The organism is Isoptericola sp. b408 (genome assembly GCF_030588085.1).
GTDB lineage: Bacteria > Actinomycetota > Actinomycetes > Actinomycetales > Cellulomonadaceae > Isoptericola > Isoptericola sediminis.
The window spans coordinates 469,456-494,042 of record NZ_JAUQYQ010000002.1 but is presented as its reverse complement, the minus strand read 5'-3'; the positions used below and the strand labels follow the sequence as shown (position 1 = coordinate 494,042).

The window sequence follows — 24,587 nt, the reverse complement described above, 5'->3', positions numbered from 1 at the left end:
TGATGGCGCCGGTCGGGTCAGGGCCCGACCGGCGCGGAGGTCACTTGTCCTCGGTCTCGCCGTGCTCCCGGCGCTTGTCCTCCTGGACCTTCCGCTCCGCGGTGTCCAGCTCCGACAGGTCGTCCGGCACCTCGACGGGACCGTCTGCGGGGGCGATGCTACCGGCTTCCGACGTGTCCTCGGTCACCTCGTCGTCCTCGGAGTCCGCCACCGGCTGGTCCATCCGCTTGACGACGGCGGCCCGCAGCCAGCGGGTCTGCGACCCCGGGGTGGACTCGAGGGTGACGATGTCCGACTCCTCGTCGATGTCGACCACGGTGCCGACGAGCCCGGAACCCGTCATGACTTCCTGGCCGGGGGCGAGCGAGGACCGGAACTCGGCCTGCTGCTTCTGCTGCTTGCGCGTCCGCGAGCTCATGAACAGCATGAGCGCGGCGAGCGCGACGAAGAGGATGATGATCGTGGGGTCCACGGGGATTCAGTCCTTCTATCGGAAGATCGTGTGTTCGTCTCAGTCTAGGGTGCCGTGCGGCACCCTCAGACCTCGTCGAACAACGTGCGCGACGTCGCCCCGGTTCCCTCACCGCTCGCCGACGCCGGTGCGGCCCACGTCCCCGCCGGCGGCTCCAGCCCCAGGTGCTCCCACGCCGCGGCGGTCGCGACCCGCCCGCGGGGGGTGCGCGCGACCAGTCCCTCGCGCACGAGGTACGGCTCGGCGACCGTCTCGACGGTGTCGGACTCCTCGCCGACGGTCATCGCCAGCGTCGTCAGCCCGACCGGCCCGCCGCCGAACCGGCGGCACAGCGCCGCCAGGACGGCGCGGTCCAGTCGGTCCAGGCCGATCGGGTCGACCTCGTAGACCTCCAGCGCGGCCCGGGCCGCCCGCAGGTCGAGCACGCCGTCGCCGCGCACCTGCGCCCAGTCCCGGACGCGGCGCAGCAGGCGGTTGGCGATCCGCGGGGTGCCGCGCGAGCGGCCCGCGATCTCGTGCGCGGCCTCGTGCTTGATCTCGACACCGAGCAGCCCGGCCGAGCGCAGGATCACCCGTTCCAGCTCGGCCGCCTCGTAGAAGTCGAGGTGCCCGGTGAACCCGAAGCGGTCGCGCAGCGGGGCCGGCAGCAGCCCCGACCGGGTGGTGGCCCCCACCACCGTGAACGGCGGCAGGGTCAGCGGGATCGCGCTGGCACCGGCGCCCTTGCCCACCACGACGTCGACCCGGAAGTCCTCCATCGCGACGTAGAGCAGCTCCTCGGCCGGGCGGGCGAGCCGGTGGATCTCGTCGATGAACAGCACCTCGCCCTCCTCGAGCGAGGACAGCACGGCGGCGAGGTCGCCCGCGTGCTGGATCGCCGGGCCGCTGGTGACCCGCAGCGAGGTCCCCAGCTCGGCGGCGATGATCATGGCCAGCGTGGTCTTGCCCAGCCCGGGCGGACCCGACAGCAGCACGTGGTCCGGGGCGGTGTCGCGCGCCATGGAGGCCTGCAGCACCAGGGAGAGCTGGTCGCGCACCACCCGCTGCCCGACGAAGTCGTCGAGCTTCTTGGGCCGCAGCGCCGCCTCGGCCGCGCGCTCGACCTCGTCGGCACCCGCGCCGACGAGCCGTTCGCCGAGGTCCTGGGGGTCGATCGCGCCCTCAGCCATGGCGCGGCCCCAGCTGCCTCAGAGCCGCGCGGAGCACGGCAGGAACGTCGGCGGCGGCGATCCTCTCGGTGCCGGCCTCCGCCAGCGCCTTGTCGACGGCGCCCTCGGCGATCTTGGCGGACCAGCCCAGACCGACCAGCGCCTCGACGACCTGGTCGCGACCGTCGCCGCCGGTCGGGGCGGTGCCGCCGTCCTCGGTGCCGGCCGCGTCCGTCGGTGCACCGAGCCGCCCGGAGAGCTCGAGCACGATGCGCTGGGCGCTCTTGGTGCCGATCCCGGGCACGCGCCGCAGCGCGGCCGTGTCCTCGTCCGCCACCGCGCGGCGCAGGGCGGACGGGGTGAGCACGGCGAGCATCGCCAGGGCGATCCGCGGGCCGACCCCGGACACCGACTGCGCGGTCTCGAACACCTCGCGCTCCTCGGTGTCGGCGAAGCCGTAGAGCGTCAGCGAGTCCTCGCGCACCACGAGGGTCGTGTGCAGCAGGGTCCGCTCCCCCACGCGCAGACCGGCCAGCGTCGACGGCGTCGCGTGGACCAGGTGGCCCACGCCGCCGACGTCGACCACCGCGCGGTCCAGGGCGACCTGCGCCACGGTGCCGGTCAGGGAGGCGATCATCGGACGTGTTCCTTCCGTGGGGTGCGCGGGGCGCGCTGCCGCCCGCGTGCGCGGTGCTCGGCCGCCGCCCAGGCGCGCTGCGCGGGGGTGAGCTCGTGGTGGTCGCCGCCCTGCAGGGCACCCGCCGGGCGCCACAGGTGGGTGATGGCGAGCGCGAGGGCGTCGGCGGCGTCCGCCGGGCTCGGTGCGGTGTCCAGCCGCAGGATCGAGGCGACCATGCGCTGGACCTGCGCCTTCTCCGCCCGGCCGGAACCGGTCACGGCGGCCTTGACCTCGCTGGGGGTGTGCAGGGCGACCGGGACGCCGCGCCGGGCGGCGGCGACCATCGCCAGGCCGGCGACCTGCGCGGTGCCCATGACGGTCCCCCGGTTGTTCTGGGCGAAGACGCGCTCCACCGCCACGACGTCCGGGGTGTGCTCGTCCAGCCAGCTCTCCAGGCCGTCGGCGATCGTCAGCAGGCGCAGGTCCGTGCTCGTGCCCGGCGCCGAGCCCAGCACACCGACGCCCACGAGGGCGGCCCGGCGCCCCCGCCGGGAGTCCACGACCCCGACACCGCACCGGGTCAGCCCCGGATCCACTCCCAGCACTCGCACGCCGTCACTGTCTCACGCACCCCCGACAGGGCCGCCGAGGCGCGCCCGCACCTGCGGTGCGCTGCGCGTCAGTCCTCGTCGAGCGCGGCCATGACCTCGTCGGGGGCGTCGAAGTTCGCGTACACGTTCTGCACGTCGTCGCTGTCCTCGAGGGCGTCGATGAGCCGCATGATCTTGCGCACCCCCTCGACGTCGACCTCGACCTGCATCGACGGGTGCCAGATCGAGTCCGCGGAGTCGTACTCGATCCCGGCGTCCACGATCGCGGAGCGCACGTCGACCAGGTCGGTCGCCTCGGACAGCACCTCGATGTAGTCGCCCTGGTCGATGACCTCCTCGGCGCCCGCGTCCAGCGCCGCCAGCATGACGTCGTCCTCCGTGACGCCGTCGGCCTTGGGCACCACGACCTGACCCTTGCGGGAGAACAGGTAGGACACCGAGCCGGGGTCGGCCAGCGACCCGCCGTTGCGCGTGAAGGCCGTGCGCACCTCGGCCGCGGCACGGTTCTTGTTGTCGGTGAGGCACTCCACGAGGACGGCGATGCCGTTGTTGCCGTAACCCTCGTACATGATGACCTGGTAGTCGACGGCGTCGGCGCCCTCACCGGAACCGCGCTTGACCGCGCGGTCGATGTTGTCGTTGGGGACGGACGACTTCTTCGCCTTCTGGATGGCGTCGAACAGCGTCGGGTTGCCCGCGGGATCGCCGCCGCCGGTGCGGGCCGCGACCTCGATGTTCTTGATCAGCTTCGCGAAGAGCTTGCCACGCTTGGCATCGATCGCCGCCTTCTTGTGCTTGGTCGTGGCCCACTTCGAGTGACCGGACATGACCTGACTAACTCCTTCGCGTGGCGTTGACTTCGCGGACGAACTGCGCGTGCACCCGCCAGTCCCCGGTGACCTCCGGATGGAACGCGGTCGCGAGCAGTCGCCCCGAACGGGCTGCCACGATCTTACCGGCGGCCTCGCCGAGACCCGCGCCGGCGGTCGAGCGCTCGGGGATGCGGGCGAGCACCTCCACCCCCGGACCCGCCTCGGTGATCCAGGGCGCGCGGATGAACACCGCCCGCACCGGACCGCCGTCCAGCCCCTGCATCGGCAGGTCCGCCTCGAAGGAGTCGACCTGACGGCCGAACGCGTTGCGCTGGACCGTCACGTCCATCCCCCCGAGCGTCTGCTGGCCCTCGATCCCGCCGGTGATGCGGTCCGCCAGCAGGATCATGCCCGCGCACGAGCCGTAGACCGGCAGGCCGGCGGCGATCGCGGCGCACAGCGGGTCGCGCAGCTCGAACACGCGCAGCAGCTTGTCCATCGTCGTGGACTCCCCGCCGGGCAGCACGAGGCCGTCGACCGCCTCGAGCTCGGCGCGGCGGCGGACCGGCACGACGCGCGCACCGGCGCCCTCCAGGGCCCGGGTGTGCTCGCGCACGTCCCCCTGCAGGGCGAGTACTCCGATCGTCGTGGTCACCGCGGCAGTGTACGCACCACGGCGCCGCGGCCGAAGCCGGTCGTCTAGCATCGAACAGGTGCACACCCCCGGTTCCCGCTCGTGGCGCGCCGGTCTGGTGCCCACGGGGCGCCCCGGTGCGCACGAGGTGCGCCCCGCGGCGCTCGTCGTGGTCGCCGTCGCGGCCGGCGCCCTCGGCGCCCTCGGCGGGGTCGCCCTCCGCGCGCTGGTGGGGCTGCTCACGCAGGTGTTCACCGGCTCCGCCGACCCGTCCGCGCACGGGGTGGGGGTCGGCCTCTCGCACCCGGCGGTGCCCTGGCTCGGTGCCGGGGTGCTCGTCGCGGCGCCCGTGCTGGGCGGGCTCCTGCAGGGACCGGTCGTGCACCGGTGGGCTCCCGTGAGCGCCCGCGGGCTCGGGGTGCCCGAGGTGATGCTCGCCGTCGCCCGCGACGGGGGCCGCGTGCCGCCCCGGGTCGCCGCGGTCAAGGCGTACGCCGCCTCGGTCTGCCTGGGCTCGGGAGGCAGCGTGGGCGTGGTCGGCCCGACGGTCCAGATCGGTGCCGTGCTGGCCTCCGGGGCCGGCCAGCTCCTACGCCTGCCGGACCACCGGTTGCGCGCCGTGGTCGCCGCCGGCGCGGCGGCGGGCATCACCGGCGCGTTCGACGCCCCGCTCGCCGGGGCGCTCTTCGCGGTCGAGCTCGTGCTGCTCGAGATCAGCGGCGGGGCCCTGGCCGTGCTGGCGCTCGCCGTCGCCACCGCCGTCGGGGTCGGGCACCTGCTCGGCACCGGCGGGCCGCTGCTGGCGCTGCCCCCGCACACCGTCGCTGGCGGGCCGGCGCTCGCGGCCGTGGGCGTGCTGGGCGTGGCCGCCGGGGCGACCGGAGCCCTGTTCACCCGCTTCCTGTACGCGACCGCCGACGTCTGCGACCGGCTGTGGCGCGGCCCGGAGTGGCTGCGCCCGGCCGTCGGCGGGCTGCTGCTCGGCGGGCTGCTGCTGTGGTGGCCGCAGCTGTACGGCGTGGGCTACGGCGCGGTGGCCGACGCGCTGGCCGGCCGGTTCGTCCTGGCCACGCTGCTGGCCCTGGTGGCTCTGAAGATCCTGGCGACGAGCCTCACCCTGGGCGTAGGCGGCTCCGGCGGGGTGTTCGCCCCGGCCCTCTTCGTCGGGGCGATGCTCGGCGGCGCGTGCGGCCAGGTGGTGACCACGGTGTGGCCGGGGTCGGGCACCGACGCCGCCGCCTTCACCGTCATCGGGATGGCGGCCGTCCTGGCCGGGACCGTCCGGGCACCGGCCACCGCGGTGGCGTTCGTCGTGGAGGTGCTGGCCGTCCCCGAGCTGCTGGCCGCGCTGCTGGTCGCGGTGCTGCTGGCCGCGGTGACGAGCCGGCTGCTGTGCGCCGACACGGTCTACACCCGCAAGCTGACCCGACGCGGGGTCGCGCTGCACCGCTAGTCGCGGTGCTCGAGCGCCTCGTCGTCGTTCTCCTCACCCAGGTGCCGCACGACGCCGTCCCAGCCCGCGACCAGGTGGTCCAGCAGGTCCGGCAGCACGCGGGGGAACACCTCGCGCGTCTCGGCCCGCAGGTCGTCCGCGCTGAGCCAGCGCATCTCGTCGAGCACGTCCCGCTCGACGTCGGTCCACCCGTGGTCGGTCGGCTCGTGACCGTCCTCGACGCGGGCCACGAAGAACACCTCGTCCTGGCGGCAGGTCTCGGCGAAGAAGTGGAAGAGCCCGGCGCGGGTCATGACCGGGCCCTCCAGGTCGGCCGGTCCGAGCTCCAGGCCGGCCTCCTCGCGCAGCTCGCGCAGCGCCGCCTGCTCCTCCGTCTCGCCGGCGTCGATGCCGCCGCCCACGGTGAACCACCACGACCGGGTGGGGTCGTCGGCGTCGTGGCCGCGCACCAGCAGGGCCCGGCCGGCCCCGTCCAGGACGATGACGCGGGCGGCGCGCCGGTGGCGCCGGCCGTCGTCCCCGGGCACCCAGTCGGGGCCCAACGAGGACGACGCCGGCGTCTCCGGCGAGCTCACCAACCGCGCTCCGCGAGCCGGACCGGCTCCGGGTCCTCGTCGACGTTGATGCCGACCATGGCCTCGCCCAGACCGCGGGAGACCTTCGCCAGGACGTCCGGGTCGTCGTAGAAGGTCGTCGCCTGCACGATCGCCTTGGCGCGCGCCACCGGGTCGCCGGACTTGAAGATGCCCGACCCCACGAAGACGCCCTCGGCGCCGAGCTGACGCATCATCGCGGCGTCCGCCGGCGTCGCGATGCCGCCGGCCGTGAACAGCACGACGGGCAGGCGACCGGCGCGGGCGACCTCCGCCACGAGCTCGTACGGCGCCTGCAGCTCCTTGGCCGCGACGAACAGCTCGTCGGCGGGCAGCGAGCTGAGCCGCTGGATCTCGCCACGGATCTGGCGCATGTGGGTCGTGGCGTTCGAGACGTCGCCCGTCCCGGCCTCGCCCTTGGAACGGATCATCGCCGCACCCTCGGTGATGCGGCGCAGGGCCTCGCCGAGGTTGGTGGCGCCGCACACGAACGGCACGGTGAAGGCCCACTTGTCGATGTGGTGGGTGTAGTCGGCGGGCGTGAGCACCTCGGACTCGTCGACGTAGTCGACGCCGAGGGACTGCAGCACCTGGGCCTCGACGAAGTGCCCGATGCGCGCCTTGGCCATCACGGGGATGGAGACGGCGTCCACGATGCCCGCGATCATGTCCGGGTCGCTCATGCGGGCGACGCCGCCCTGAGCGCGGATGTCAGCGGGGACCCGCTCGAGGGCCATGACCGCGACGGCCCCGGCGTCCTCGGCGATCTTCGCCTGTTCGGGGGTGACGACGTCCATGATGACGCCCCCCGTGAGCATCTCGGCCATCCCCCGCTTGACGCGGGCCGTGCCCACCTCGCCGACGCCCGTCGTGCCGGCAGGTGTCCCGGTGGTCTCGCTCAACGCAACCTCACAGAAGTTCTTCGAGCACGCCGCGACCTCCGGGCCGCCCGCGTGCCGGCGTGGTCCCACGCCGTAGGCCCCATCCTACGGCGGTTCGCCCGCGGGTCAGGCCCGCTCGAGCCCGGCCGGCATCTGGTCGTCGAGCTCGACCGTGCGGGGAAGCGGTGCCCGGCCCGCCAGCCGCAGCCAGCGCACGACGCGGGGACGCCGGGCACGGCGCGCCTGCGCCACGGCCTCGTTGTGGAAGCGCCGGGCGAGCTGGGCCCGGTACCAGGCCGAGTACAGGTCGCCCAGCAGGTCGTCGCCGACCTCGGTCACCCGCAGCTCGGCCACCTCGTCCGGGTCCTCGAGCACGGACCGCAACGTCATGGACAGCGCCGACTCGGCGCGCTCGCGCTCGGGCGGGAGGCCGCGCAGCGAGAAGGCCTCGCTGGGGCGCGGGTCGGCGGTGCGGTCGGGCACGTCCAGGGCGGCCAGCGCGGCGTCGGCGAGCAGCACGGCGCTGGCGGGATCGAGCAGCCCGGCGGACGCCAGGTCGACGGACACCCGCCCGCGCCGGTCCAGCTGCGCCTGCAGCGCGTGCCGCGAGGCGACGACCTTGCGGTGCAGACGGTCCAGCCGCGAGGCCGTGACCCAACCCAGCCACAGCGCCAGACCCACGAGGACGACGACGACGAGCGCCGTCTCGGACCAGCTCCAGCTCATCGGTCGACACCCCCGCGGGTCCGGGGGCCACGACCCAGCAGCCACGGCGGGCGCCCGGCCAGGAGGTCCTCGTGCACGGCCCCGTCGCCCAGCGCCTCGGAGGCGGCGAGGGCCATCTCGTAGACCGCCAGTACCCGCTCGGTGACCTCCGACCAGTCGAAGGTGCGCACGAACCGCCGGGCCCGTTCGCGGCGTTCCTCGGTGCCCGCCGGGTCCGCGAGCGCCGCCAGGACCGTCGCGGCCAGGTCCTCGGCGTCGCCGGTGCGGAAGAGCCGACCCGCCGTGCCGTCGTCCAGCACCCGGCGGAACGCCCCCAGGTCGCTCGCGACGACGCCGGTGCCCGCGCTCATCGCCTCGACGAGCACGATGCCGAAGCTCTCGCCGCCGGTCTGCGGGGCCACGTACAGGTCGGCCGACGCCAGCAGCGTCGCCTTGTCGGCGTCGCTGACGCCCCCGAGCCACTCGAACGACGACGCGTGCCCGCCCAGCGCGGCCTCGGCCTCGGCCCGGCCCTCGTCACCGCGCCCGGCGACGAGGAAGCGCGTCCCGGGCACCTCGGCGAGGATCCGGGGGGCCGCCGCCGCCAGGACCTGCAGCCCCTTGCGCGGTTCGTCGAGCCGGCCCAGGAAGGCCACGGTGGGCGCCTCGGGCGTGCCCTGCCAGCGTGGCGCCGGGGGCACGTCGAAGTGGTCGACGTAGACCCCGTTGGGCACCACCACCGCGTCCCCGCCGAGGTGGTCGATCAGGGTGCGTCGGGCGTCCTCGGACACGGCGATGCGCGCCGAGATCTTCTCCAGCGACTGCCGCAGCAGCGGGTGGGCGATCTGCAGGGCCCGCGACCGCACCTGCGAGGTGTGGAAGGTGGCGACCACCGGTCCGTCGGCGACCCACAGGGCCAGCATGGACAACGACGGGGTCATGGGCTCGTGCAGGTGGAGCACGTCGAAGCGGCCCGCGTCGATCCACCGGCGCACGCGCGCGGCGGCCCGCGGGCCGAAGGCGAGGCGCGCCACCGAGCCGTTGTAGCGCACCGGCACGGCCCGGCCGGCCGGGGTGACGACGTCGGGCACCTCGGTGTCCTCGTCGGCCGGGGCCAGGACGGAGACCTCGTGCCCACCCGCGCGCAGCGCCTCGGCCAGGTCGCGCACGTGGAACTGCACCCCGCCGGGGGCGTCGAAGGAGTACGGGCACACGATGCCCACGCGCAGCGGTCGCATCACGCCTCACCCGCCCGGGCCTTGGTGCGGGCGTACCGTTCGGGGTCGAGGTCGTCGACGAACACCTTCTGCAGCATGTGCCAGTCCGCGGTGCGCTCGACGAGGAACTCCCCGACGGCGTCGACCCACTCCTGGGTGAGCAGCGCGACCTGCTCGGCCCGATTCTGACCGGCGGGGACGGGGACCGGGGGCATGAAACGGATGACGGTCCCCCAGGCCGACCCCGCGCGGCGGCGGCGCTCGCCGTGCAGGCGTTCGTGGAAGACACCGGTCGGCACCAGCGGGGCGCCGGTGGCCAGCGCCAGCGCCGCGGGGCCGGCGGCGACCCGGGCCCGGTGGCCGCACAGGTCGACCTCGACGCCGCGGGACGTCAGGTCCCGGTCGGCCAGCAGCGGGAGGAGGCGGGGGCCGTCCTCGGCGCCGCGCACCAGGTCGCGGAACACGCCGTCGTCGCCGAGGGCGAGCACGTCGATCCCGATCGAGCGGCGGAACGCGACGAACTCGGTGAACAGCGCGGCGGGTTCGAGGCGTTCGGCGACCGTCAGCACCGGTGCCAGGTGCGGCGTGGCCCAGGCCCCGGCGAGGTCCCAGTTGCCGCAGTGGCTCAGCGCCATGACGACCGAACCGCCCGCCTCCACCACCGGGCGGACGTTCTCCTCGCCCTCGACGCGCACCCGGGCGGCGATCTGGTCGGGGTCGGCGCCCTGGAGCGTGAACGCCTCGCGGAAGTAGCGCAGGTAGCGGCGCATCCCCTCGCGGGACAGCCGGCGCAGCGCCCGCGCGTCCAGCTCGGGCCGGACGCGGGCGTAGTTGGCCTCCAGCCGGCGCACCCCGGCACCGTGGCGCCACCAGGTCAGGTCGGCCGCCACCGTGGCGGCGGCCCGCTGCAGCGGTTCGGGCACCCGGTGGGCGTGCCGCCAGGCGAAGGTGTAGAGCGCCGCGACGTCCATCAGGCATCCTCCAGGGGACGGCCGCCCAGGTGGATCTGACGGCGGACCGTCATGATCCGCTGGACGACCGTGACGAGGCTGGCGACCGCCAGCAGGGACAGCACCACGACGAGCACGAGGACCGGCAGGCCGACCTGGACGAACCCGGTGGGCGCCAGGGCGATGACCAGCCGGTCGGTCCGCGCGGCGATGCCCACGTCCGCGCTCGCCCCGACGGACTCGGCGCGGGCCCGGGCGTACGGCACCACCGAGCCCAGGGCGAGGCAGGCCAGCGCGGCCACGGTGCCCCAGGTGGCGTAGGGCACGTCGGGGTGGAGCACGAACCAGAGGGTGATGCCGACGAAGACCGCGCCGTCGGAGATCCGGTCCAGGGTCGAGTCGAGGAAGGCCCCCCAGGGGCCGCTGCGGCCGGAGAGGCGCGCCATGACCCCGTCCAGGGAGTCCAGCAGCGCGAAGAGCCCGATGAGCACCCCGCCGAGCAGCAGGTGCCCGGTGGGCAGCAGGGTCAGGGCGACCACCGTGACGACCACCGTGCCCGCCACGGTCACGGTGTCCGGCGAGACGCCCCGGCGGAGCAGCAGGTGCGCGAGCGGGGTGAACAGTCGCTGCATGGTGGCCCGCAGGCGGCCGAACATGGGTGTTGCTCCTCGGTCTGTGGTGTGCCGGCTCCGGCCGGCGACGCCAGGGTAGCGGTCGGCCCGGCTCAGGCGTCGGGCCACGCCGCGGCGAGCCGGGCGCGGGTGTCGGCGAGCAGCTCCGGCAACGACTTCGTGCGGCCCACCACGGGCAGGAAGTTCGCGTCCCCGAGCCACCGCGGCACGACGTGCTGGTGCAGGTGCGCGGCGATCCCGGCACCCGCGACCTCCCCCTGGTTCATCCCGAGGTTGAACCCGGCCGGCGCGTAGACGTCCCGCACGACCTGCATCGCCGTCTGGGTCATCGTCGCCAGCTCGAGGGTCTCGTCGTGGGTCAGGTCCGGGTAGTCCGACACATGCCGGTACGGCAGCACCATCAGGTGCGCGCTGTTGTACGGGTACAGGTTCAGCACGACGTAGCACGCGGCCCCGCGGGCGACGACGAGGCCGTCCTCGTCGTCGCCCGTGGGGATCCGGCAGAACGGGCAGTGCTGCACCGAGGAGTCGGCGGGCTTGTCCTGCCCGCCGATGTAGACCATCCGGTGCGGCGTCCACAGCCGCGCCATGTCGTCCTCCGGCGGGCCGAAGCGGTCCGCCGGCACCTGCTCGGGTCCGGTCGCGGGATCCGTCACGTCAGACCTGCTCGCGGTCGCGGACCGCGGTCACGATGCGCTGCACGGCCTCGTCGACCGGCACCCCGTTCTCCTGGGTCCCGTCGCGGAACCGGAAGGAGACGGCGCCGGCGTCGGCGTCCTCTCCCCCGGCGATGAGCACGAACGGCACCTTCTGCTTGGCGGCGTTGCGGATCTTCTTGCCGAACCGGTCGTCGGAGGTGTCGAGCTCGGCCCGCACGCCCTCGGCACGGAGCTTCGCCACGACGTCGCCGAGGTAGTCGTCGAACGCCTCGGCCACGGGCACGGCGAGCACCTGCACCGGGGCGAGCCAGGCCGGGAAGGCGCCGGCGTAGTGCTCGAGCAGGACGGCGAAGAACCGCTCGATCGAACCGAACAGCGCCCGGTGGATCATGACCGGCCGCTGCCGGGTCCCGTCGGCCGCGGTGTACTCCAGGTCGAACTTCTCCGGCAGGTTGAAGTCGAGCTGGATCGTCGACATCTGCCAGGTGCGGCCGATGGCGTCCCGGGCCTGGACCGAGATCTTCGGGCCGTAGAACGCGGCACCGCCCGGGTCGGGCACGAGGTCCAGACCGGAGGCGGTGGCCACCTCCTCCAGGGTGCGGGTCGCCTCCTCCCAGGCCTCGTCCTCGCCGACGGACTTCTCCGGGTCGCGGGTGGACAGCTCGAGGTAGAAGTCGTCGAGTCCGTAGTCCTTGAGCAGGTCCAGCACGAACGTCAGCGTGGTGGACAGCTCGTCGCGCATCTGCTCGCGGGTGCAGTAGATGTGCGCGTCGTCCTGGGTGAACCCGCGCGCGCGGGTCAGGCCGTGCACGACGCCGGACTTCTCGTACCGGTACACCGTCCCGAACTCGAACAGCCGCAGCGGCAGCTCCCGGTAGGACCGCCCGCGCGAGTCGAAGATCAGGTTGTGCATCGGGCAGTTCATCGGCTTGAGGTAGTAGTCCTGCCCCGGCTTGCGCACGACGCCGTCGTCGTCGAGCTCGGCGTCCAGGTGCATGGGCGGGTACATGCCGTCCGCGTACCAGTCCAGGTGCCCCGAGGTCTCGAAGAGCCGGCCCTTGGTGATGTGCGGGCTGGCGACGAACGAGTAGCCGCCCTCGATGTGCTTGCGCCGCGAGTAGTCCTCCATCTCCGTGCGCACGATGCCGCCCTTGGGGTGGAACACCGCGAGCCCGGAACCGATCTCGTCGGGGAAGCTGAACAGGTCCAGCTCGCTGCCCAGGCGTCGGTGGTCGCGTCGCTCGGCCTCCGCGAGCCGCTCCAGGTAGGCCTTCAGGTCGTCCTTGGTCGGCCAGGCGGTGCCGTAGACCCGCTGCAGCTGCGGGTTCTTCTCGCTGCCGCGCCAGTACGCCGCGGCCGAGCGCATGAGCTGCACGCCGTTGCCGATGAGCCGGGTGGACGGCAGGTGCGGGCCGCGGCACAGGTCGGACCAGACGACCTGCTCGCTCTCGCGGCCGGCGCCGCGGACGTTGTCGTAGATGGTCAGCTCGCCGCCGCCGACCTCGACGGAGGAGCCGTCCTCGTCGGACGCGCCTCCCTTGAGGCCGATCAGCTCGAGCTTGTACGGCTCGGCGGCCAGCTCGGCCCGCGCCTCGTCCTCGGTGACCACGCGCCGGCGGAAGGTCTGGCCCTCCTTGATGATGCGGGCCATCACCTTGTCCAGCTTCTTGAGGTCCTCGGGCGTGAACGGCTCGGCGACGTCGAAGTCGTAGTAGAAGCCGTCGGTCACCGGCGGACCGATGCCGAGCCTCGCCTCGGGGTTGACCTGCTGCACCGCCTGGGCGAGGACGTGCGCCGCGCTGTGCCGCAGGACCGCCAGCCCGTCCGGCGAACCGACGGCGACCGGCTCGACGACGGTGCCGGGCACGACCTCGCGGGACAGGTCCAGCAGCTCGCCGTCCACGCGCATGACCACGACGTCGCGCCGGTCGGCGAAGAGCTCGGTGCCCGTCGTCGCCTGCTCCACCGTCACCGCGGTCGTGGGGTCGGTGGCGTTCGCTACGGCGTCGGACACGGTGGTGCTCCTTGCGCTGGTGGTTCGGGTGGGCGGCGGCCCGCGGGCCGCCGGGCGACATCGCCGGTGGCGACGCCCCTCGATCGTACCGACCCGGCGCGGACGCCGGTGCCCGCGACCCGGGCCGCCGCCGGGTGCGGTGCGGGACCGACGCCCGGGACATCCATGTGAAGTAATTCACAAGAAACGTCCTCGCAGGTCAGGCTATGTGGTCTTACCATGGAGCCAGACGCCGGATCGGCGCCGCACACCGGCCGCGAGAGTCGCGACCCGGACCCTCGGAGGGGAACATGACCACCATCGCCCGCACCACCAGCACCACCCCCACCGGCAACCGCGGGGTGCGCATCGTGGGAATCGTCGCCCTGATCGCCGGCCTCGTGATGATCGTCGCCGGTGCGGTCACGTGGGCGACCGTCAGCTCCCAGCTCAGCGCGCAGAACATCACCGTCTCGGAGGACGCCGCCTTCCTCGCCGGGGACGAGGTCGACGGACCGTTCTCCGCCTACGCCCAGGCGCAGATCATCGACAAGCACGCGCTGGACGCCACCGACGGGCTCACCTACGCCGAGCTCGACCGGGAGGACCCGCGCCGCGACACCGCGATGAACGCCTCGTTCCTGCGGGCCTCGCTGTTCACCTCGGTCGTCGCCTACGGCGTCAGCGCCCTGGTCATCGGCCTCGGTGTCCTGTTCGGCCTGCTGGGCTGGTCGGTGCGCTCCCTCGCCGTCGAGGCGCCGCCGGTCAAGACCGCCGCGGAGGCCTGACCGACACCGCACGCAGGGCCCGCTCCCCCGTCGGGGAGCGGGCTCTCGCCGTGTCCGCGGGGACCGGGCAGGATGGCACGGTGGACCCCTCCGACGGACCGCCCGTCGACCCGCCCTCGGCGGCCCGGACGGCACGCACCCTCGCCGAGCTCGACGCGCACCTGGTCTCCTGCCGCGCCTGCCCCCGCCTGGTCGCCTGGCGCGAGCAGGTCGGCCGGGAGAAGCGCGCAGCGTTCCGCGACGAGACGTACTGGGCCCGGCCGGTCCCCGGTTTCGGGGACGCGCACGCGTCCGTCGTCGTCGTCGGGCTCGCCCCCGCGGCCCACGGGGCGAACCGCACCGGCCGGATGTTCACCGGCGACCGCAGCGGGGACTTCCTGTTCGCCGCGCTGCACCGCTGCGGGCTCGCCAACCAGCCCGAGTCGACGGGCCGGGGCGACGGCATGGCCCTCGACGGCGTCCGCCTGGTGGCGCCCGTGCGGTGCGTGCCGCCCGAGAACCGCCCCACGCCGCAGGAACGTCGGCGCTGCGCGCCCTACCTCGCGCGCGAGCTGGAGCTGCTCGCCCCGACGCTGCGGGTCACGGTGGCGCTCGGCGCCATCGGCTGGAACGCGCTGCTGGGCTCGCTGTCCGAGCAGGGCTGGTCGGTCCCGCGTCCCCGGCCGCGGTTCGCCCACGGAGCCGAGCTCGCCCTGCAGCACCTCGACGGCGGGCCGCGGCGCCTGACCGTGCTCGGCAGCTACCACGTCTCGCCGCACAACACCTCGACCGGCCGGCTGACCCCGTCGATGCTCGACGCCGTGCTGGGCCGGGCGGCGACCCTCGCCCGGCACCCGAGGGCCGCGACGTGACCAGCATCCCCGACCGCACCGAGCCGCCGCTGCGCGCCGACGAGACCCGCACGCTGCGCGCCTTCCTCGACTACCACCGCGACACCCTGCGCCGGAAGACGTCCGGCCTGACCGCCGACCAGCTGCGCACCCCGCTGCCGCCGTCGGACATGACGCTCGGCGGGCTGCTCAAGCACCTCGCCTACGTCGAGTCGCACTGGTGCAGCGTCGTCCTGACCGGCGCCCCCGCCCTCGCCCCCTTCGACACGGTCGACTGGTCGGCCGACCCGGACTGGGACTGGCACTCGGCGGCGGACGACTCCCCCGCCGCGTTGCGCGAGCTGTACGACACGACCGTCGCCGCCGCGGACCGGCTCCTGGACGCGGCGCTGGCGGTCGCCGGTCCGGAACAGCTGTCCGCGCGGGAGGACCGGCACGGCGGCGGCCGGTTCAGCCTGCGCTGGATCCTCGTGCACCTGGTCGAGGAGTACGCCCGCCACAACGGGCACGCCGACCTGCTGCGCGAGGCGGTCGACGGCTCGACGGGCGAGTGACGCAGGTCAGACCGGGCGGCGCCGCTCCGTCGCGATGATCTGCTCGGAGACGAACGCCACGACGACGGCGAGCAGGACGACCGGCGTCATCGCGGCCGCGTTGGAGCCCAGCAGCACCACCACCAGGACCGCCGAGGCCACGGGGTAGGGAAGGATCGCGGCCGTCGCGGCGGCCATCCCCGCCGCCATGGCCGGGATCACCCCGTAGCCCGGCAGGCCGGAGACGAGCACGCCCGCCGCGGCGCCCAGGAGCACGGCCGGGAAGATGGCGCCGCCGCGCAACGCGCCGAGAGACACCCCGTACCCGATCGACTTGAAGGCGAGGAGCGCGACCAGCACCGGCGCGGACCATGCGCCGGGGTCGGCGGCGAGCGGCTCCAGCAGCCCCTGACCGCTGAGCGCCACCTCCTCGGGGGACCGACCGGTCAGCAGGGCGTAGGCACCCGCGCACCCGCCGACGACCAGCGCCGCACCGACCGCGGCGGACAGCGGCCGGTCCGCCGCCCGTCGCGCCGTCCAGCGGCCGAGGTGGTGCACCTGCCGCACCGCGAACGCGGTGGCCACGGCGAACGGCACGGTCCACAGCACGTCGCCGAGGTCGGGCCGGTCGGGGCCGGCGAGGTCCGGCAGCGCGAGCGAGGGGATCTGCAGACCGGTCCAGGTGCCCATGCCGGTGAAGACCAGGGACCCGATCCCGGCGGACAGCAGGCAGGGCAGCACGACACGGGCGAGACGGGGACCGGCCAGCCCGGCCGCCTCCAGGACGAAGATCGCGGCGACCAGCGGGCTGCCGAAGATGGCCGCGAGCGCCGCGGCGGCGCCGGCGACCGTGATCAGCGCACCGGCCCCGGGCGCCCCGGACGCCGCGACGGGTCGCACGAGCAGCAGGGCGACGGCCGACCCGAGGGCGAGCAGCGGCGCCTCCGGACCGAGCACCACGCCGAGCGGGAGCCCGCCGAGCGCCGCGAGGAGGATCCCGGGCACGAACCGTGCGGGCACGGGGTCGATGCCCAGGCCGTCGATCGGGACGTGACCCCCGTGACCGGGCAGCCACCGGACGGCGACACCGACGAGCACACCACCGAGCAGCAGCCACGGCAAGGCCCACCACCAGGGCGCCACCTCGTGGCCGAACGTCGCGGGCCACGTCTCCCAGACCGCGTGCTCCAGGGCGTGCAGGAGCGCGAGGAACCCGAAGGCCACCAGGGACACCGGGACACCGATGCCCGCGGCGAGCAGCAGCACCCCCACGTAACCGCGCGTGCGGGCGGCACGCTGCTCGGGGGTCAGGTCCTCCTCGGCCGGGGCGGGGTCCGACGGCGGCTGCTCGGCTGTCACCGCCCGGTCAGCCGAGGACCTTGGCCTTGGCGGCGGAGAACTCCGCGTCGGTCAGCAGTCCGGCCGAGCGCATGTCGCCGAGCTGCTGGAGCTGGGACATGGTCTCCGTGGCCGGGGCCACGGCCTGGGTCGGCTGCTGCTGCGCGAGCAGCTGCTGCATCTGTTGCTGCTGCGCGAAGTGCGCCTCCTGGGCGTGGTACGCCTCCGCGGAGGCCTGCTGGGTGCCCCGGGCCCCCGCCCGGTCGTCCATCCGCCGGCTGACGGCACCGGCGGTCCCCGCGATCACGGCGGTCCGGGCCATGGTGCCGATCAGGCCCGGGCGGCCGACTCTCCTGACCATGTCAGTCCTCCTCGTCCAGCACGCTCGTCAGCTCCTCGATCGCGGCCGCCGGCACGGTCATCATGTCGATGACGCGCCCGCCCGCGTCCCGGACGGCACCGGCCAGGCCGGTCGCCCAGGTGTGCTCGAACACGAGCATCCCGACCGCCGTCCCCGGGGCGAGGTCGGCGGCCACGGCGTCGACGTCGTCCTCGGCCAGGAACCCGGCGGGCTCACCGACCAGGTCGCCGAGCTCGGAGCCGGCGTCGGCGGCCTCGAACCACTCGATCTCGCCCTCGAGGTCACGACGGATCGCCAGCGCGTCCAGGACGTTGATCGTCCCGGCGTCCTGCAGCCGGGTCAGCTCGGCCAGGACCGCGCCGGTGAACTCACGGTGCGGGAACTCGACCAGGAGGAGCTCCACGGGGGCGGTGACTGTCATGTCGGGCCTTTCCGTCGGGCGCCCGCGGCGGACGCCGGGATCGGCGGGACCGGGCGGCGGACGCGAAGGCGCTGCTCAACCGCCACGATCATGGTCCGGGGCGGGACGTGGCGCAACAGGAGCGCCGGCCCGGACGCCGTGACGGGCCGGGGACGGTTGGCGCGCGTTGTGTGAGACGGGTGTGAACACCGCCGTGTCGCGGCGGACAGCCGGGCGCCGACGACCCACCATGGTGGGCGTGCCACGCGACGACACCCCGATCTTCGACGCCCTCGCCCGCGAGTTCGAGGCGGGGCGACCCCTGCTGCACGTGGCTCGTGCGCTCGGGGGCGACCCCTTCGGCGACCCCCTGGCGCGCACGCGCGCCGCCGAGGTCCGCCTCGTCTCGCCGGACGCCGCGTCCCGCCTTCCCCGCCGGTCGCGCCGCAGCCGGGCCCGCGACTGACCGCCGGTCGCGGCGACGGCGAAAAAAAGTCCATCCACGTGCATCCAGATCGGTCGCGGTTCACGAACACCTGGTGTCAAGCCACCGGAGCAACCCCGCCAAGGACGGCGGGACCGACACCAGGAGGACACATGCGTACGATCCGAACCACGGCCGCCCTCGGCGCCACCGCGTTGGCCGCCGCAGCGGGCACCGCACTCGCCCTGCCCGCCTCGGCGGACGGACATGTCGCGATGCTGAGCGTCCTGCACGGCGTGCCGGACACGACCGTGGACGTGTACGTCAACGGAGAGCTCACGCTCGACGACTTCGAGCCCGGTGACCTCGCCGGCCCGCTCGAGCTCGAGCCCGACACCTACTCGGTGGCGATCACCGCCGCCGACGCCGAGGACGACTCCGACCCGGTCATCGGCCCCGTGGACCTGCCGCTCGAGGGCGGCATGAACTACACCGCGGCCGCGCACCTCGACGCCGAGGGCTCGCCGACCGCGACGCTGTTCACCAACGACACCTCCGAGATCGCCGCCGGTGAGGGCCGCCTGACCGTCCGTCACGTGGCGGCCGCTCCGGCTGTCGACGTGCTGGCCGGCGGTGACCCGGTGATCGAGGGCCTCGAGAACCCTGACGAGCAGGTGCTCGACCTCCCGGCCGGCACGGTCTCCGCGGCGGTCGCCGCCGCCGGGACCACCGACCCGGTGATCGGGCCGGCCGACGTCGACGTGGCCGAGGGCACGAACACCATCGTCTACGCCTGGGGCTCGCTGGAGAACGACTCGCTGGCTCTCGCCACGCAGACCGTCGAGGGCATGCACTCCGCTCCTGACGGCGTCGACGCCGGGACCACCGGTGCCGCCGCTGCCGACCACCACGGCTTCTTCACGCCGTTCACCGTCGGCACCATCATGACCCTGCTGGCCGGGTTCGTCATCGCGATCGCGGTCCGGGAGGGCGTCCGGGCGCACCGGGCACGCCGGTGACACGCACACACCGCTCCGCGGCGGGCCGGGTCACGCGCCCGGTCCGCCGCGTGGCCCTGGCCACCGTGGCCGCCGTCTCCGTCTCGACCCTGGCCGGCGTGCTGATGGTCGTGGCCGACGACACCCCCACGGTCGGGGCCGACGTCCCCCGGGTGGAGGCCGCCGAGGCGACCTCCGCACCGGAGGCACCGGCGTCCCCCTCGGCGTCCGCCGACCCGACGCCGGGGGGCGCCGGCGACCAGGAGGGTGCCGGCGACCAGGAGGGTGCCGGCGGGCCGGCGGTCCCGGACATCCCCGTCGTCTCGGCCGATCTCGCGGGGATCGAGCCGGCCGCGCCACCCGAGGTGGTCACGGTCCAGGGACTGCTGGAGACACCGGTCCGTCCGGTGGGCGTGGACCCCGACGGCACGATGGAGCTCCCCGAGTCGGGCGACGTGGCGGGCTGGTACCGCTTCGGCCCGGCCCCGGGCGACCCGCAGGGCGCGGCCGTTCTCGCGTCCCACGTCGACACCCAGGAGGGTGTCGGGAAGTTCGCCCGGCTGGCCGAGGCGACGGCCGGCGACAAGGTCACGGTGACCGACGCCGACGGCGTCCGGCACCGGTACGAGGTCACGGAGATCACGCGGTACTCGAAGGAGGCGGTGCCCTGGGAGAAGTTCTTCGACCGCTCGGGTGAGCGGCGACTGGTCCTGGTGACGTGCGGCGGCCGGTGGGACGCCGAGGCGGGCCACTACGAGGACAACCTGGTGGTGACGGCCGTGGCGACGTGACGCGCGGCGGCTGACGCGCTAGGTTCGACCCCGAAGCCGCCGATCGCGCGGGACGACCCGTATCACGGAGGTTCTGTGACCACTGGGGCCGAAGGTGCCGCACTGCCGGCCGCCGACCCCGACGCGGACGTGAGCGCCGCGTTCGCAGCCGGCACCGAGGACGGACTGGCAGCGGCCTACCGTCGCTGGTCGTCTCTCGTGCACACGGTCGCACTCCGGTCGTTGGGCGAGGTCTCGGACGCCGAGGACGTCACCCAACAGGTCTTCGTCGCCGCCTGGCAGGCACGCGGGTCCTACGACCCGCAGCGGGCCAAGCTGTCGACCTGGTTGCTGGGCATCGCCCGGCACAAGATCGCGGACGTGCACGCCTCCCGGGAGAGGCTGCGACGCCAACGCCGAGCCGCGGAGGCGTTCACGCCGAACCCCGTCGGGGAGGCCGACCCGGTCGGTGCCCCTGTCGTGGACCGGGCGATCGTGGCCGACGAGCTGGACCGGCTCGGCGACCCGGCCGGTACGATCCTGCGGCTCGCGTTCTACCGGGACATGACACACACGCAGATCGCCGAGGAGATGTCCCTTCCCCTCGGCACCGTCAAGAGCCATGTCAGGCGAAGTCTGACCCGGCTGCGCACACGATTGGAGGTGGATGGTGCAGCACGTTGACCCGGAGGTCCTCGCGCTCCTCGCGCTCGGGGAGCAGGACGTCGTGTCCGACGACGAGCGCGCCCACCTCGCCTCGTGCGTGGCCTGCCAGGCCGAGCGCGACAGCCTCGCCGACGTGGCCTCCACGGCGCGCGAGCTGGGGCCCGAGGAGCTGGTGGCACCGGCGCCCCACGTGTGGGACAGGATCCGCGCGGAGATCGACCAGGAGGAGGCGTCGAGCGATGCCGCCTGGGTCGCCGGCGTCGAGTCCGCCGAGGCGGAGGTCGTCGACCTCGCCTCCCGACGGCGCCCGGCCGCGCTCTGGGCCGTGGCGGCCGCCAGCGCGGCGCTCGTCGTGGGTGTCGGTGGCGGTATCGCCTGGGAACGGGCGCAGGGCCCCGAGGCCGTGACGGCCCCCACGCCCGTCGCCGTCGCCCAGGCCGAGCTCGAACCGCTGCCCGACTGGCCCGACTCGACGGGTAGCGCGACGGTCGAGGAGGCCGCCGGCGGCGAGCTCGAGATCGTCGTCTCCGTCGCCGGGGCGGACGGCTCCGGCGAGGGCGCCTACCGCGAGGTCTGGCTCATCGCCGACGACCTCAGCGGCATGGTCAGCCTGGGCGTGCTCAAGGGCGACACCGGGACGTTCCCGGTGCCCGCCGGGCTGGACCTGGATCGCTACTCGCTGGTCGACGTCTCGGAGGAGCCGTTCGACGGCGACCCCACGCACTCCGGCGACTCGATCGTCCGCGGGGGTCTCGACCAGGCCTGACCGCCCGCACGACGCGTCACCCTCTCCCCGTCCGGCCCGGACGCCGTGGACCCTCTGGTTCCGCGAGCGTCCGGGCCGGACGTCCGTGCGTCGCGGGACCGGTCACCGTCCGCCGGCCGGCCCCAGGCCCTCCGTGCGGTCCACGTACCGCACGGTGCGCTCGCCGACGGTGGTCAGCGCCGCGGCGTAGCCGCCCACGGGAGGACGCAGGTCGCTGGTGACCAGTGCCGCCGGCGACGCTCCGCCGAGATCGGTCCAGGTGCGCGCCTTGACCGCGGCCTCGCGGCGCACCCAGTCCCCGACGGCGCCCGGGTCCGGCAGGTCGGACGCCCGCTGGACGTCGACGCCGACGGGACCCTGCGGGTCCAGCGCGACGACGACCAGGACGCCGGAGTGCGCGACGGAGACCCCGGGGCGGCGGTCGCCCGGCCCCAGGACACGTGGCGCCCCGTGCGGCCGGCCGCACTCGGCGCAGGTGCGGTCCACGGCGACCTCGGCGGTTCCCACCCCGAGGTGCGCGGCGACCGCGAGGCGCAGCAGGGCCGCACCGACCAGCGACCGCCCGCGGTCGGCGGGGCGGTCGAACGAGTCCAGGCGCGCCCGTTCGGTGTCGTCGAGCAGGGCGGTCAGCTCGTGGTCCGCGGCGGCGAGGGTGGACCACCAGACCTCGACCGTCACCGTCTCACCTGCCACTTTGTGTTCCGCATCTAGGTAAGGCTAACCTCACTGCGTGCCGACAACGACCCCCGCCGCCCTGCCGCGCCCGGACAGCACCCTGCTGCCCGCGCTCGCGGACGTGTCGGCGCCGGCCCGGCCCGCGCTGGTCACGTCGTCCGGCGAGACCCTCACCCACGCCGCGCTGCGCGAACGCGTCGGCGACCTCGCCGCCCGGCTCCCGGACGTCGCCGACGGCCGGCGCCTCGTGCACCTGCCGCTGCGCCCGGACCTGGGCGGGGTCCTGGCGTACCTGGCCACGCTCGAGGCCGGTCACGTCGCGCTCGTCACGGCCGACGACGACCGGACCTCCCAGATCCTGGACCGGTACCGGCCCGACGTCCGGGCGACCGGTGACCCCGACGCGCCGTTCACCGTGACCTCGCCGGACCCGGCACACCTCCTCCACCCTGACCTGGCACTGCTCCTGAGCACGTCGGGCAGCACCGGCTCGCCGAAGCTGGTGCGCCTGTCGCACGAGAACCTCACGAGCAACGCCCTCGCCATCGCCCAGGCCCTGGGGCTGACCGCGGCCGACCGGGCCGTGACCAGCCTTCCGCTGCACTACACGTTCGGGCTGTCCGTGCTGCACTCCCACCTGGCGGTCGGCGCCTCGGTGGTGCTGCAGGAGGCGTCGGTCCTGGACGAGGCGTTCTGGCGCACCGTGGACGGCCTGGAGGTGACGACGCTGGCGGCCGTGCCGCACACGGTCGAGCTCATGGAGTCCACCGGCGTGCTCGAGCGGCCGCACCCCTCGCTGCGCCTGCTGACCCAGGCGGGCGGACGCCTGCACCCCGACCGGGTGGTGCGCACCGCGGCGCTCGGCCGCGAGCACGGCTGGGGCCTGTCGGTCATGTACGGCCAGACCGAGGCCACGGCACGGATCAGCGTGCTCGACCCGTCCCTCGCGGCGGACCACCCCGACGCCGTGGGGCGCCCCGTCCCGGGCACCTCCCTCGAGATCGACACCACCGTGCCCGAGGCCACCGACGGTGCCGGCGAGGTCGTGGTGCACGGCCCCGGCGTCATGATGGGCTACGCCGAGCACGCCGACGACCTCGCGCTCGGCCCGCTGCTCACCGAGCTGCGCACGGGCGACCTGGGACGGGTGGGGCCGGACGGTCTGCTGCGGCTGGTCGGACGCCGGTCCGGCTTCGTCAAGGTGATGGGTCTGCGGATCGCCCTCGCACCGGTCGAGGCCGCCCTCGAGTCCGCCGGGCTGAGCGCCTGCGTGGGAGGGGACGACGACGGTCTGACGGTCGCGGTCGCCCCGGAGCCGGGCGGCGACGACACCGGGACCGCCGTCCGCGCCCGCGAGGTCGCCGCCGCGGCCTCCGGCCTCGGCCCCGCGGCCGTGTCCGTCGCCGTCGGCGAGCTGCCCCGCCTGCAGAGCGGCAAGGTCGACCGCCGCGGGTGCGCCGCCCTGGTGCGCGAGACCTGCGTCGGATGCCCGGTCGCGCCGAACGGCTCGGCCTCCCCGTCCGCCGTCCAGGTGGCCCACGCCGTCGGCGAGGTGCTCGGCCGGGACGCCGTCGACCTCGACCGCAGCTTCGTCCAGCAGGGCGGTGACTCGCTCAGCCACGTGCAGGCGTCCGTCCGGCTCGAGGGGCTCGTCGGCCCGCTCCCCCGCGGCTGGCACCATCGCCCCCTGCGCGAGCTCGCCGAGCTGGACCGCTCCCGCGCCGACGCCTCGCCCGCGGACCCCGCACCGGCTGGGGGACGTCGTGGGTGGCGCACGGTGGAGACGTCGGTGCTGCTGCGCGCGATCGCCGTCGTCATCATCTGCGGGTCGCACGCCGACCTGTTCCGCGTCCTCGGCGGCGCGCACACCCTGCTCGCCGTGGCCGGATTCAACGCGGCGCGCTTCGGCCTGTCGGCCGACACGTCCCGGGGGCGCTGGCGGGCCACCGCGCGCACGCTCGTCGGCGTGGCGGTCCCCACGATGGCCGTCGTGCTGTTCGGCATGATCACCCACGACCGCTACGGGTGGGGCAACCTCGCGCTCTCCAACTGGCTGTTCGGCGACGTCACCTACGGGTTCCGCAACGAGCTGTGGTTCGTCGACGCGCTCGTGGCCTGCACGCTCGTGCTGACCGCCGCGCTGTCGGTCCCCGCCGTCTCCCGGCTCTGGCGGCGCGACCCCTGGCTCGTCGCGGCCGGGGTCGCCGTGCTGGCCCTCGTGCCGCGTTTCGTCGTGCTCGCGCTCGGCGAGGGCGTGCTGCGCGGCATCATGCCGACCACGCTCTGGCTCTTCGCCGTCGGCGCGGCCGCGGCGCACGCCGACACCCGCCGGCGCCGTCTGCTCACCCTCGCGGTCGCGGTGGTCGGCGGGGCGACGTTCTTCCCCGACGACCCGGTGCGCAACGCCACCGTCCTGGCCGGCGTGGCCCTGCTCACCCTCGTGCCCGAGGTGCGGGTGCCCGCCCGCTGGGTGCCCGTGATCGGCGTCCTGGCCGCCGCCTCGCTGTACGTCTACCTCGTCCAGTTCCAGATCCTCGACGTCGTGCCCACGGCGCTCGGCGCCACCGCCGTCGCGATCGCGGCCGGCTGCCTCCTCTGGCGTCTCGCGGACCGCCCGGTCCGCCGGCTCCAGGACCTCCTCGTCCCCCCGACCCGATGA

The 24,587-nt window shown here is 74.6% G+C and carries 28 protein-coding genes; 10 read left to right on the top strand and 18 right to left on the bottom strand.

The window, feature by feature from the left end:
* Nucleotides 1–40 precede the first annotated feature (40 nt).
* The 6 genes from yajC to pdxT form a co-directional block, all read right to left on the bottom strand.
* On the bottom strand, nucleotides 41–472 hold the full coding sequence (yajC, locus tag Q6347_RS07980) for a preprotein translocase subunit YajC (protein WP_304604090.1): 432 nt from the start codon (nucleotides 470–472) through the stop codon (nucleotides 41–43).
* A 65-nt stretch (nucleotides 473–537) separates the two neighbouring features.
* Nucleotides 538–1,641, bottom strand: coding sequence for a Holliday junction branch migration DNA helicase RuvB (gene ruvB, locus Q6347_RS07975; protein WP_304604091.1), 1,104 nt, complete (start codon nucleotides 1,639–1,641; stop codon nucleotides 538–540).
* Nucleotides 1,634–2,257, bottom strand: coding sequence for a Holliday junction branch migration protein RuvA (gene ruvA / locus Q6347_RS07970; RefSeq protein ID WP_171248208.1), 624 nt, complete (start codon nucleotides 2,255–2,257; stop codon nucleotides 1,634–1,636). The genes ruvB and ruvA overlap by 8 nt, the downstream gene beginning before the upstream one ends.
* Nucleotides 2,254–2,850 (bottom strand): crossover junction endodeoxyribonuclease RuvC, encoded by a 597-nt coding sequence (gene ruvC / locus Q6347_RS07965; protein ID WP_171248207.1) that lies wholly within the window; start codon nucleotides 2,848–2,850, stop codon nucleotides 2,254–2,256. The genes ruvA and ruvC overlap by 4 nt, the downstream gene beginning before the upstream one ends.
* A 68-nt stretch (nucleotides 2,851–2,918) precedes the next feature.
* Nucleotides 2,919–3,677 carry a YebC/PmpR family DNA-binding transcriptional regulator gene (locus tag Q6347_RS07960; protein ID WP_304607102.1) on the bottom strand — a complete coding sequence of 253 codons (759 nt, stop codon included), beginning with the start codon at nucleotides 3,675–3,677 and terminating at the stop codon, nucleotides 2,919–2,921.
* A 7-nt stretch (nucleotides 3,678–3,684) separates the two neighbouring features.
* Nucleotides 3,685–4,317, bottom strand: a complete 633-nt coding sequence (gene pdxT / locus Q6347_RS07955) for a pyridoxal 5'-phosphate synthase glutaminase subunit PdxT (RefSeq protein ID WP_304604092.1) — start codon at nucleotides 4,315–4,317, stop codon at nucleotides 3,685–3,687.
* 58 nt (nucleotides 4,318–4,375) lie between these two features.
* Here pdxT and Q6347_RS07950 point away from each other — a divergent pair, with 58 nt between their 5' ends.
* Nucleotides 4,376–5,749 (top strand): chloride channel protein, encoded by a 1,374-nt coding sequence (locus Q6347_RS07950; RefSeq protein WP_304604093.1) that lies wholly within the window; start codon nucleotides 4,376–4,378, stop codon nucleotides 5,747–5,749.
* On the opposite strand, the gene Q6347_RS07945 is transcribed toward Q6347_RS07950, so the two are convergent.
* The 8 genes from Q6347_RS07945 to thrS form a co-directional block, all read right to left on the bottom strand.
* Nucleotides 5,746–6,324, bottom strand: coding sequence for an NUDIX hydrolase (locus tag Q6347_RS07945; protein WP_304604094.1), 579 nt, complete (start codon nucleotides 6,322–6,324; stop codon nucleotides 5,746–5,748). The two genes, Q6347_RS07950 and Q6347_RS07945, sit on opposite strands and share 4 nt — an antisense overlap.
* Nucleotides 6,321–7,244, bottom strand: coding sequence for a pyridoxal 5'-phosphate synthase lyase subunit PdxS (gene pdxS, locus Q6347_RS07940; RefSeq protein WP_171248202.1), 924 nt, complete (start codon nucleotides 7,242–7,244; stop codon nucleotides 6,321–6,323). The genes Q6347_RS07945 and pdxS overlap by 4 nt, the downstream gene beginning before the upstream one ends.
* A 105-nt stretch (nucleotides 7,245–7,349) precedes the next feature.
* Complete coding sequence (locus tag Q6347_RS07935; RefSeq protein WP_171248201.1) at nucleotides 7,350–7,949, bottom strand: hypothetical protein; 600 nt, start codon at nucleotides 7,947–7,949, stop codon at nucleotides 7,350–7,352.
* Nucleotides 7,946–9,157, bottom strand: a complete 1,212-nt coding sequence (locus tag Q6347_RS07930; RefSeq protein ID WP_304604459.1) for a glycosyltransferase family 4 protein — start codon at nucleotides 9,155–9,157, stop codon at nucleotides 7,946–7,948. The genes Q6347_RS07935 and Q6347_RS07930 overlap by 4 nt, the downstream gene beginning before the upstream one ends.
* Before the next feature lie 8 nt (nucleotides 9,158–9,165).
* Nucleotides 9,166–10,116 (bottom strand): phosphatidylinositol mannoside acyltransferase, encoded by a 951-nt coding sequence (locus Q6347_RS07925; protein WP_304604095.1) that lies wholly within the window; start codon nucleotides 10,114–10,116, stop codon nucleotides 9,166–9,168.
* The gene (gene pgsA / locus Q6347_RS07920; protein WP_304604096.1) at nucleotides 10,116–10,751 is read right to left on the bottom strand and encodes a phosphatidylinositol phosphate synthase; all 636 of its coding nucleotides are present in this window, start codon (nucleotides 10,749–10,751) and stop codon (nucleotides 10,116–10,118) included. The genes Q6347_RS07925 and pgsA overlap by 1 nt, the downstream gene beginning before the upstream one ends.
* Nucleotides 10,752–10,819: 68 nt before the next feature.
* Entirely contained in the window at nucleotides 10,820–11,317 is a 498-nt protein-coding gene (locus Q6347_RS07915; protein ID WP_171248337.1) for an HIT domain-containing protein, read from the bottom strand.
* A gap of 67 nt (nucleotides 11,318–11,384) precedes the next feature.
* Entirely contained in the window at nucleotides 11,385–13,400 is a 2,016-nt protein-coding gene (gene thrS / locus Q6347_RS07910; RefSeq protein ID WP_304604097.1) for a threonine--tRNA ligase, read from the bottom strand.
* Nucleotides 13,401–13,690: 290 nt separating this feature from the next.
* Here thrS and Q6347_RS07905 point away from each other — a divergent pair, with 290 nt between their 5' ends.
* From Q6347_RS07905 to Q6347_RS07895, 3 genes are all read left to right on the top strand, one after another.
* Nucleotides 13,691–14,167: an aromatic ring-opening dioxygenase LigA gene (locus Q6347_RS07905; RefSeq protein WP_304604098.1), complete on the top strand. Its 477-nt coding sequence runs from the start codon at nucleotides 13,691–13,693 to the stop codon at nucleotides 14,165–14,167.
* 80 nt (nucleotides 14,168–14,247) lie between these two features.
* Nucleotides 14,248–15,018, top strand: coding sequence for a uracil-DNA glycosylase (locus Q6347_RS07900; protein ID WP_304604099.1), 771 nt, complete (start codon nucleotides 14,248–14,250; stop codon nucleotides 15,016–15,018).
* Nucleotides 15,015–15,551: a DinB family protein gene (locus Q6347_RS07895; protein WP_304604100.1), complete on the top strand. Its 537-nt coding sequence runs from the start codon at nucleotides 15,015–15,017 to the stop codon at nucleotides 15,549–15,551. Before Q6347_RS07900 ends, Q6347_RS07895 begins: the two co-directional genes overlap by 4 nt.
* Before the next feature lie 6 nt (nucleotides 15,552–15,557).
* On the opposite strand, the gene Q6347_RS07890 is transcribed toward Q6347_RS07895, so the two are convergent.
* Genes Q6347_RS07890 through Q6347_RS07880 form a run of 3 tightly spaced genes read right to left on the bottom strand, consistent with a single transcriptional unit; the run spans nucleotide 15,558 to nucleotide 17,650 of the window.
* On the bottom strand, nucleotides 15,558–16,889 hold the full coding sequence (locus Q6347_RS07890) for a chloride channel protein (RefSeq protein WP_304604101.1): 1,332 nt from the start codon (nucleotides 16,887–16,889) through the stop codon (nucleotides 15,558–15,560).
* Between the two features lie 7 nt (nucleotides 16,890–16,896).
* Entirely contained in the window at nucleotides 16,897–17,229 is a 333-nt protein-coding gene (locus Q6347_RS07885) for an SHOCT domain-containing protein (protein ID WP_171248195.1), read from the bottom strand.
* Nucleotide 17,230: 1 nt separating this feature from the next.
* Entirely contained in the window at nucleotides 17,231–17,650 is a 420-nt protein-coding gene (locus Q6347_RS07880; protein WP_304604102.1) for a DUF6325 family protein, read from the bottom strand.
* Between the two features lie 238 nt (nucleotides 17,651–17,888).
* Between Q6347_RS07880 and Q6347_RS07875 the strand changes: the two genes are divergently transcribed.
* The 5 genes from Q6347_RS07875 to Q6347_RS07855 all read left to right on the top strand — a co-directional run bounded on the left by Q6347_RS07875 (nucleotide 17,889) and on the right by Q6347_RS07855 (nucleotide 21,253).
* Nucleotides 17,889–18,095 carry a hypothetical protein gene (locus Q6347_RS07875; protein WP_304607101.1) on the top strand — a complete coding sequence of 69 codons (207 nt, stop codon included), beginning with the start codon at nucleotides 17,889–17,891 and terminating at the stop codon, nucleotides 18,093–18,095.
* 131 nt (nucleotides 18,096–18,226) lie between these two features.
* The gene (locus tag Q6347_RS07870; RefSeq protein WP_304604103.1) at nucleotides 18,227–19,072 is read left to right on the top strand and encodes a DUF4397 domain-containing protein; all 846 of its coding nucleotides are present in this window, start codon (nucleotides 18,227–18,229) and stop codon (nucleotides 19,070–19,072) included.
* Nucleotides 19,069–19,842: a class F sortase gene (locus tag Q6347_RS07865; RefSeq protein WP_304607100.1), complete on the top strand. Its 774-nt coding sequence runs from the start codon at nucleotides 19,069–19,071 to the stop codon at nucleotides 19,840–19,842. The genes Q6347_RS07870 and Q6347_RS07865 overlap by 4 nt, the downstream gene beginning before the upstream one ends.
* 75 nt (nucleotides 19,843–19,917) lie before the next feature.
* Nucleotides 19,918–20,505, top strand: coding sequence for an RNA polymerase sigma factor (locus Q6347_RS07860; RefSeq protein WP_304604105.1), 588 nt, complete (start codon nucleotides 19,918–19,920; stop codon nucleotides 20,503–20,505).
* The gene (locus Q6347_RS07855) at nucleotides 20,489–21,253 is read left to right on the top strand and encodes an anti-sigma factor (protein ID WP_304607099.1); all 765 of its coding nucleotides are present in this window, start codon (nucleotides 20,489–20,491) and stop codon (nucleotides 21,251–21,253) included. Before Q6347_RS07860 ends, Q6347_RS07855 begins: the two co-directional genes overlap by 17 nt.
* A gap of 102 nt (nucleotides 21,254–21,355) precedes the next feature.
* On the opposite strand, the gene Q6347_RS07850 is transcribed toward Q6347_RS07855, so the two are convergent.
* Nucleotides 21,356–21,931, bottom strand: a complete 576-nt coding sequence (locus Q6347_RS07850; protein ID WP_304607098.1) for a 4'-phosphopantetheinyl transferase superfamily protein — start codon at nucleotides 21,929–21,931, stop codon at nucleotides 21,356–21,358.
* Nucleotides 21,932–21,983: 52 nt separating this feature from the next.
* Here Q6347_RS07850 and Q6347_RS07845 point away from each other — a divergent pair, with 52 nt between their 5' ends.
* The gene (locus Q6347_RS07845) at nucleotides 21,984–24,587 is read left to right on the top strand and encodes an AMP-binding protein (RefSeq protein ID WP_304607097.1); all 2,604 of its coding nucleotides are present in this window, start codon (nucleotides 21,984–21,986) and stop codon (nucleotides 24,585–24,587) included.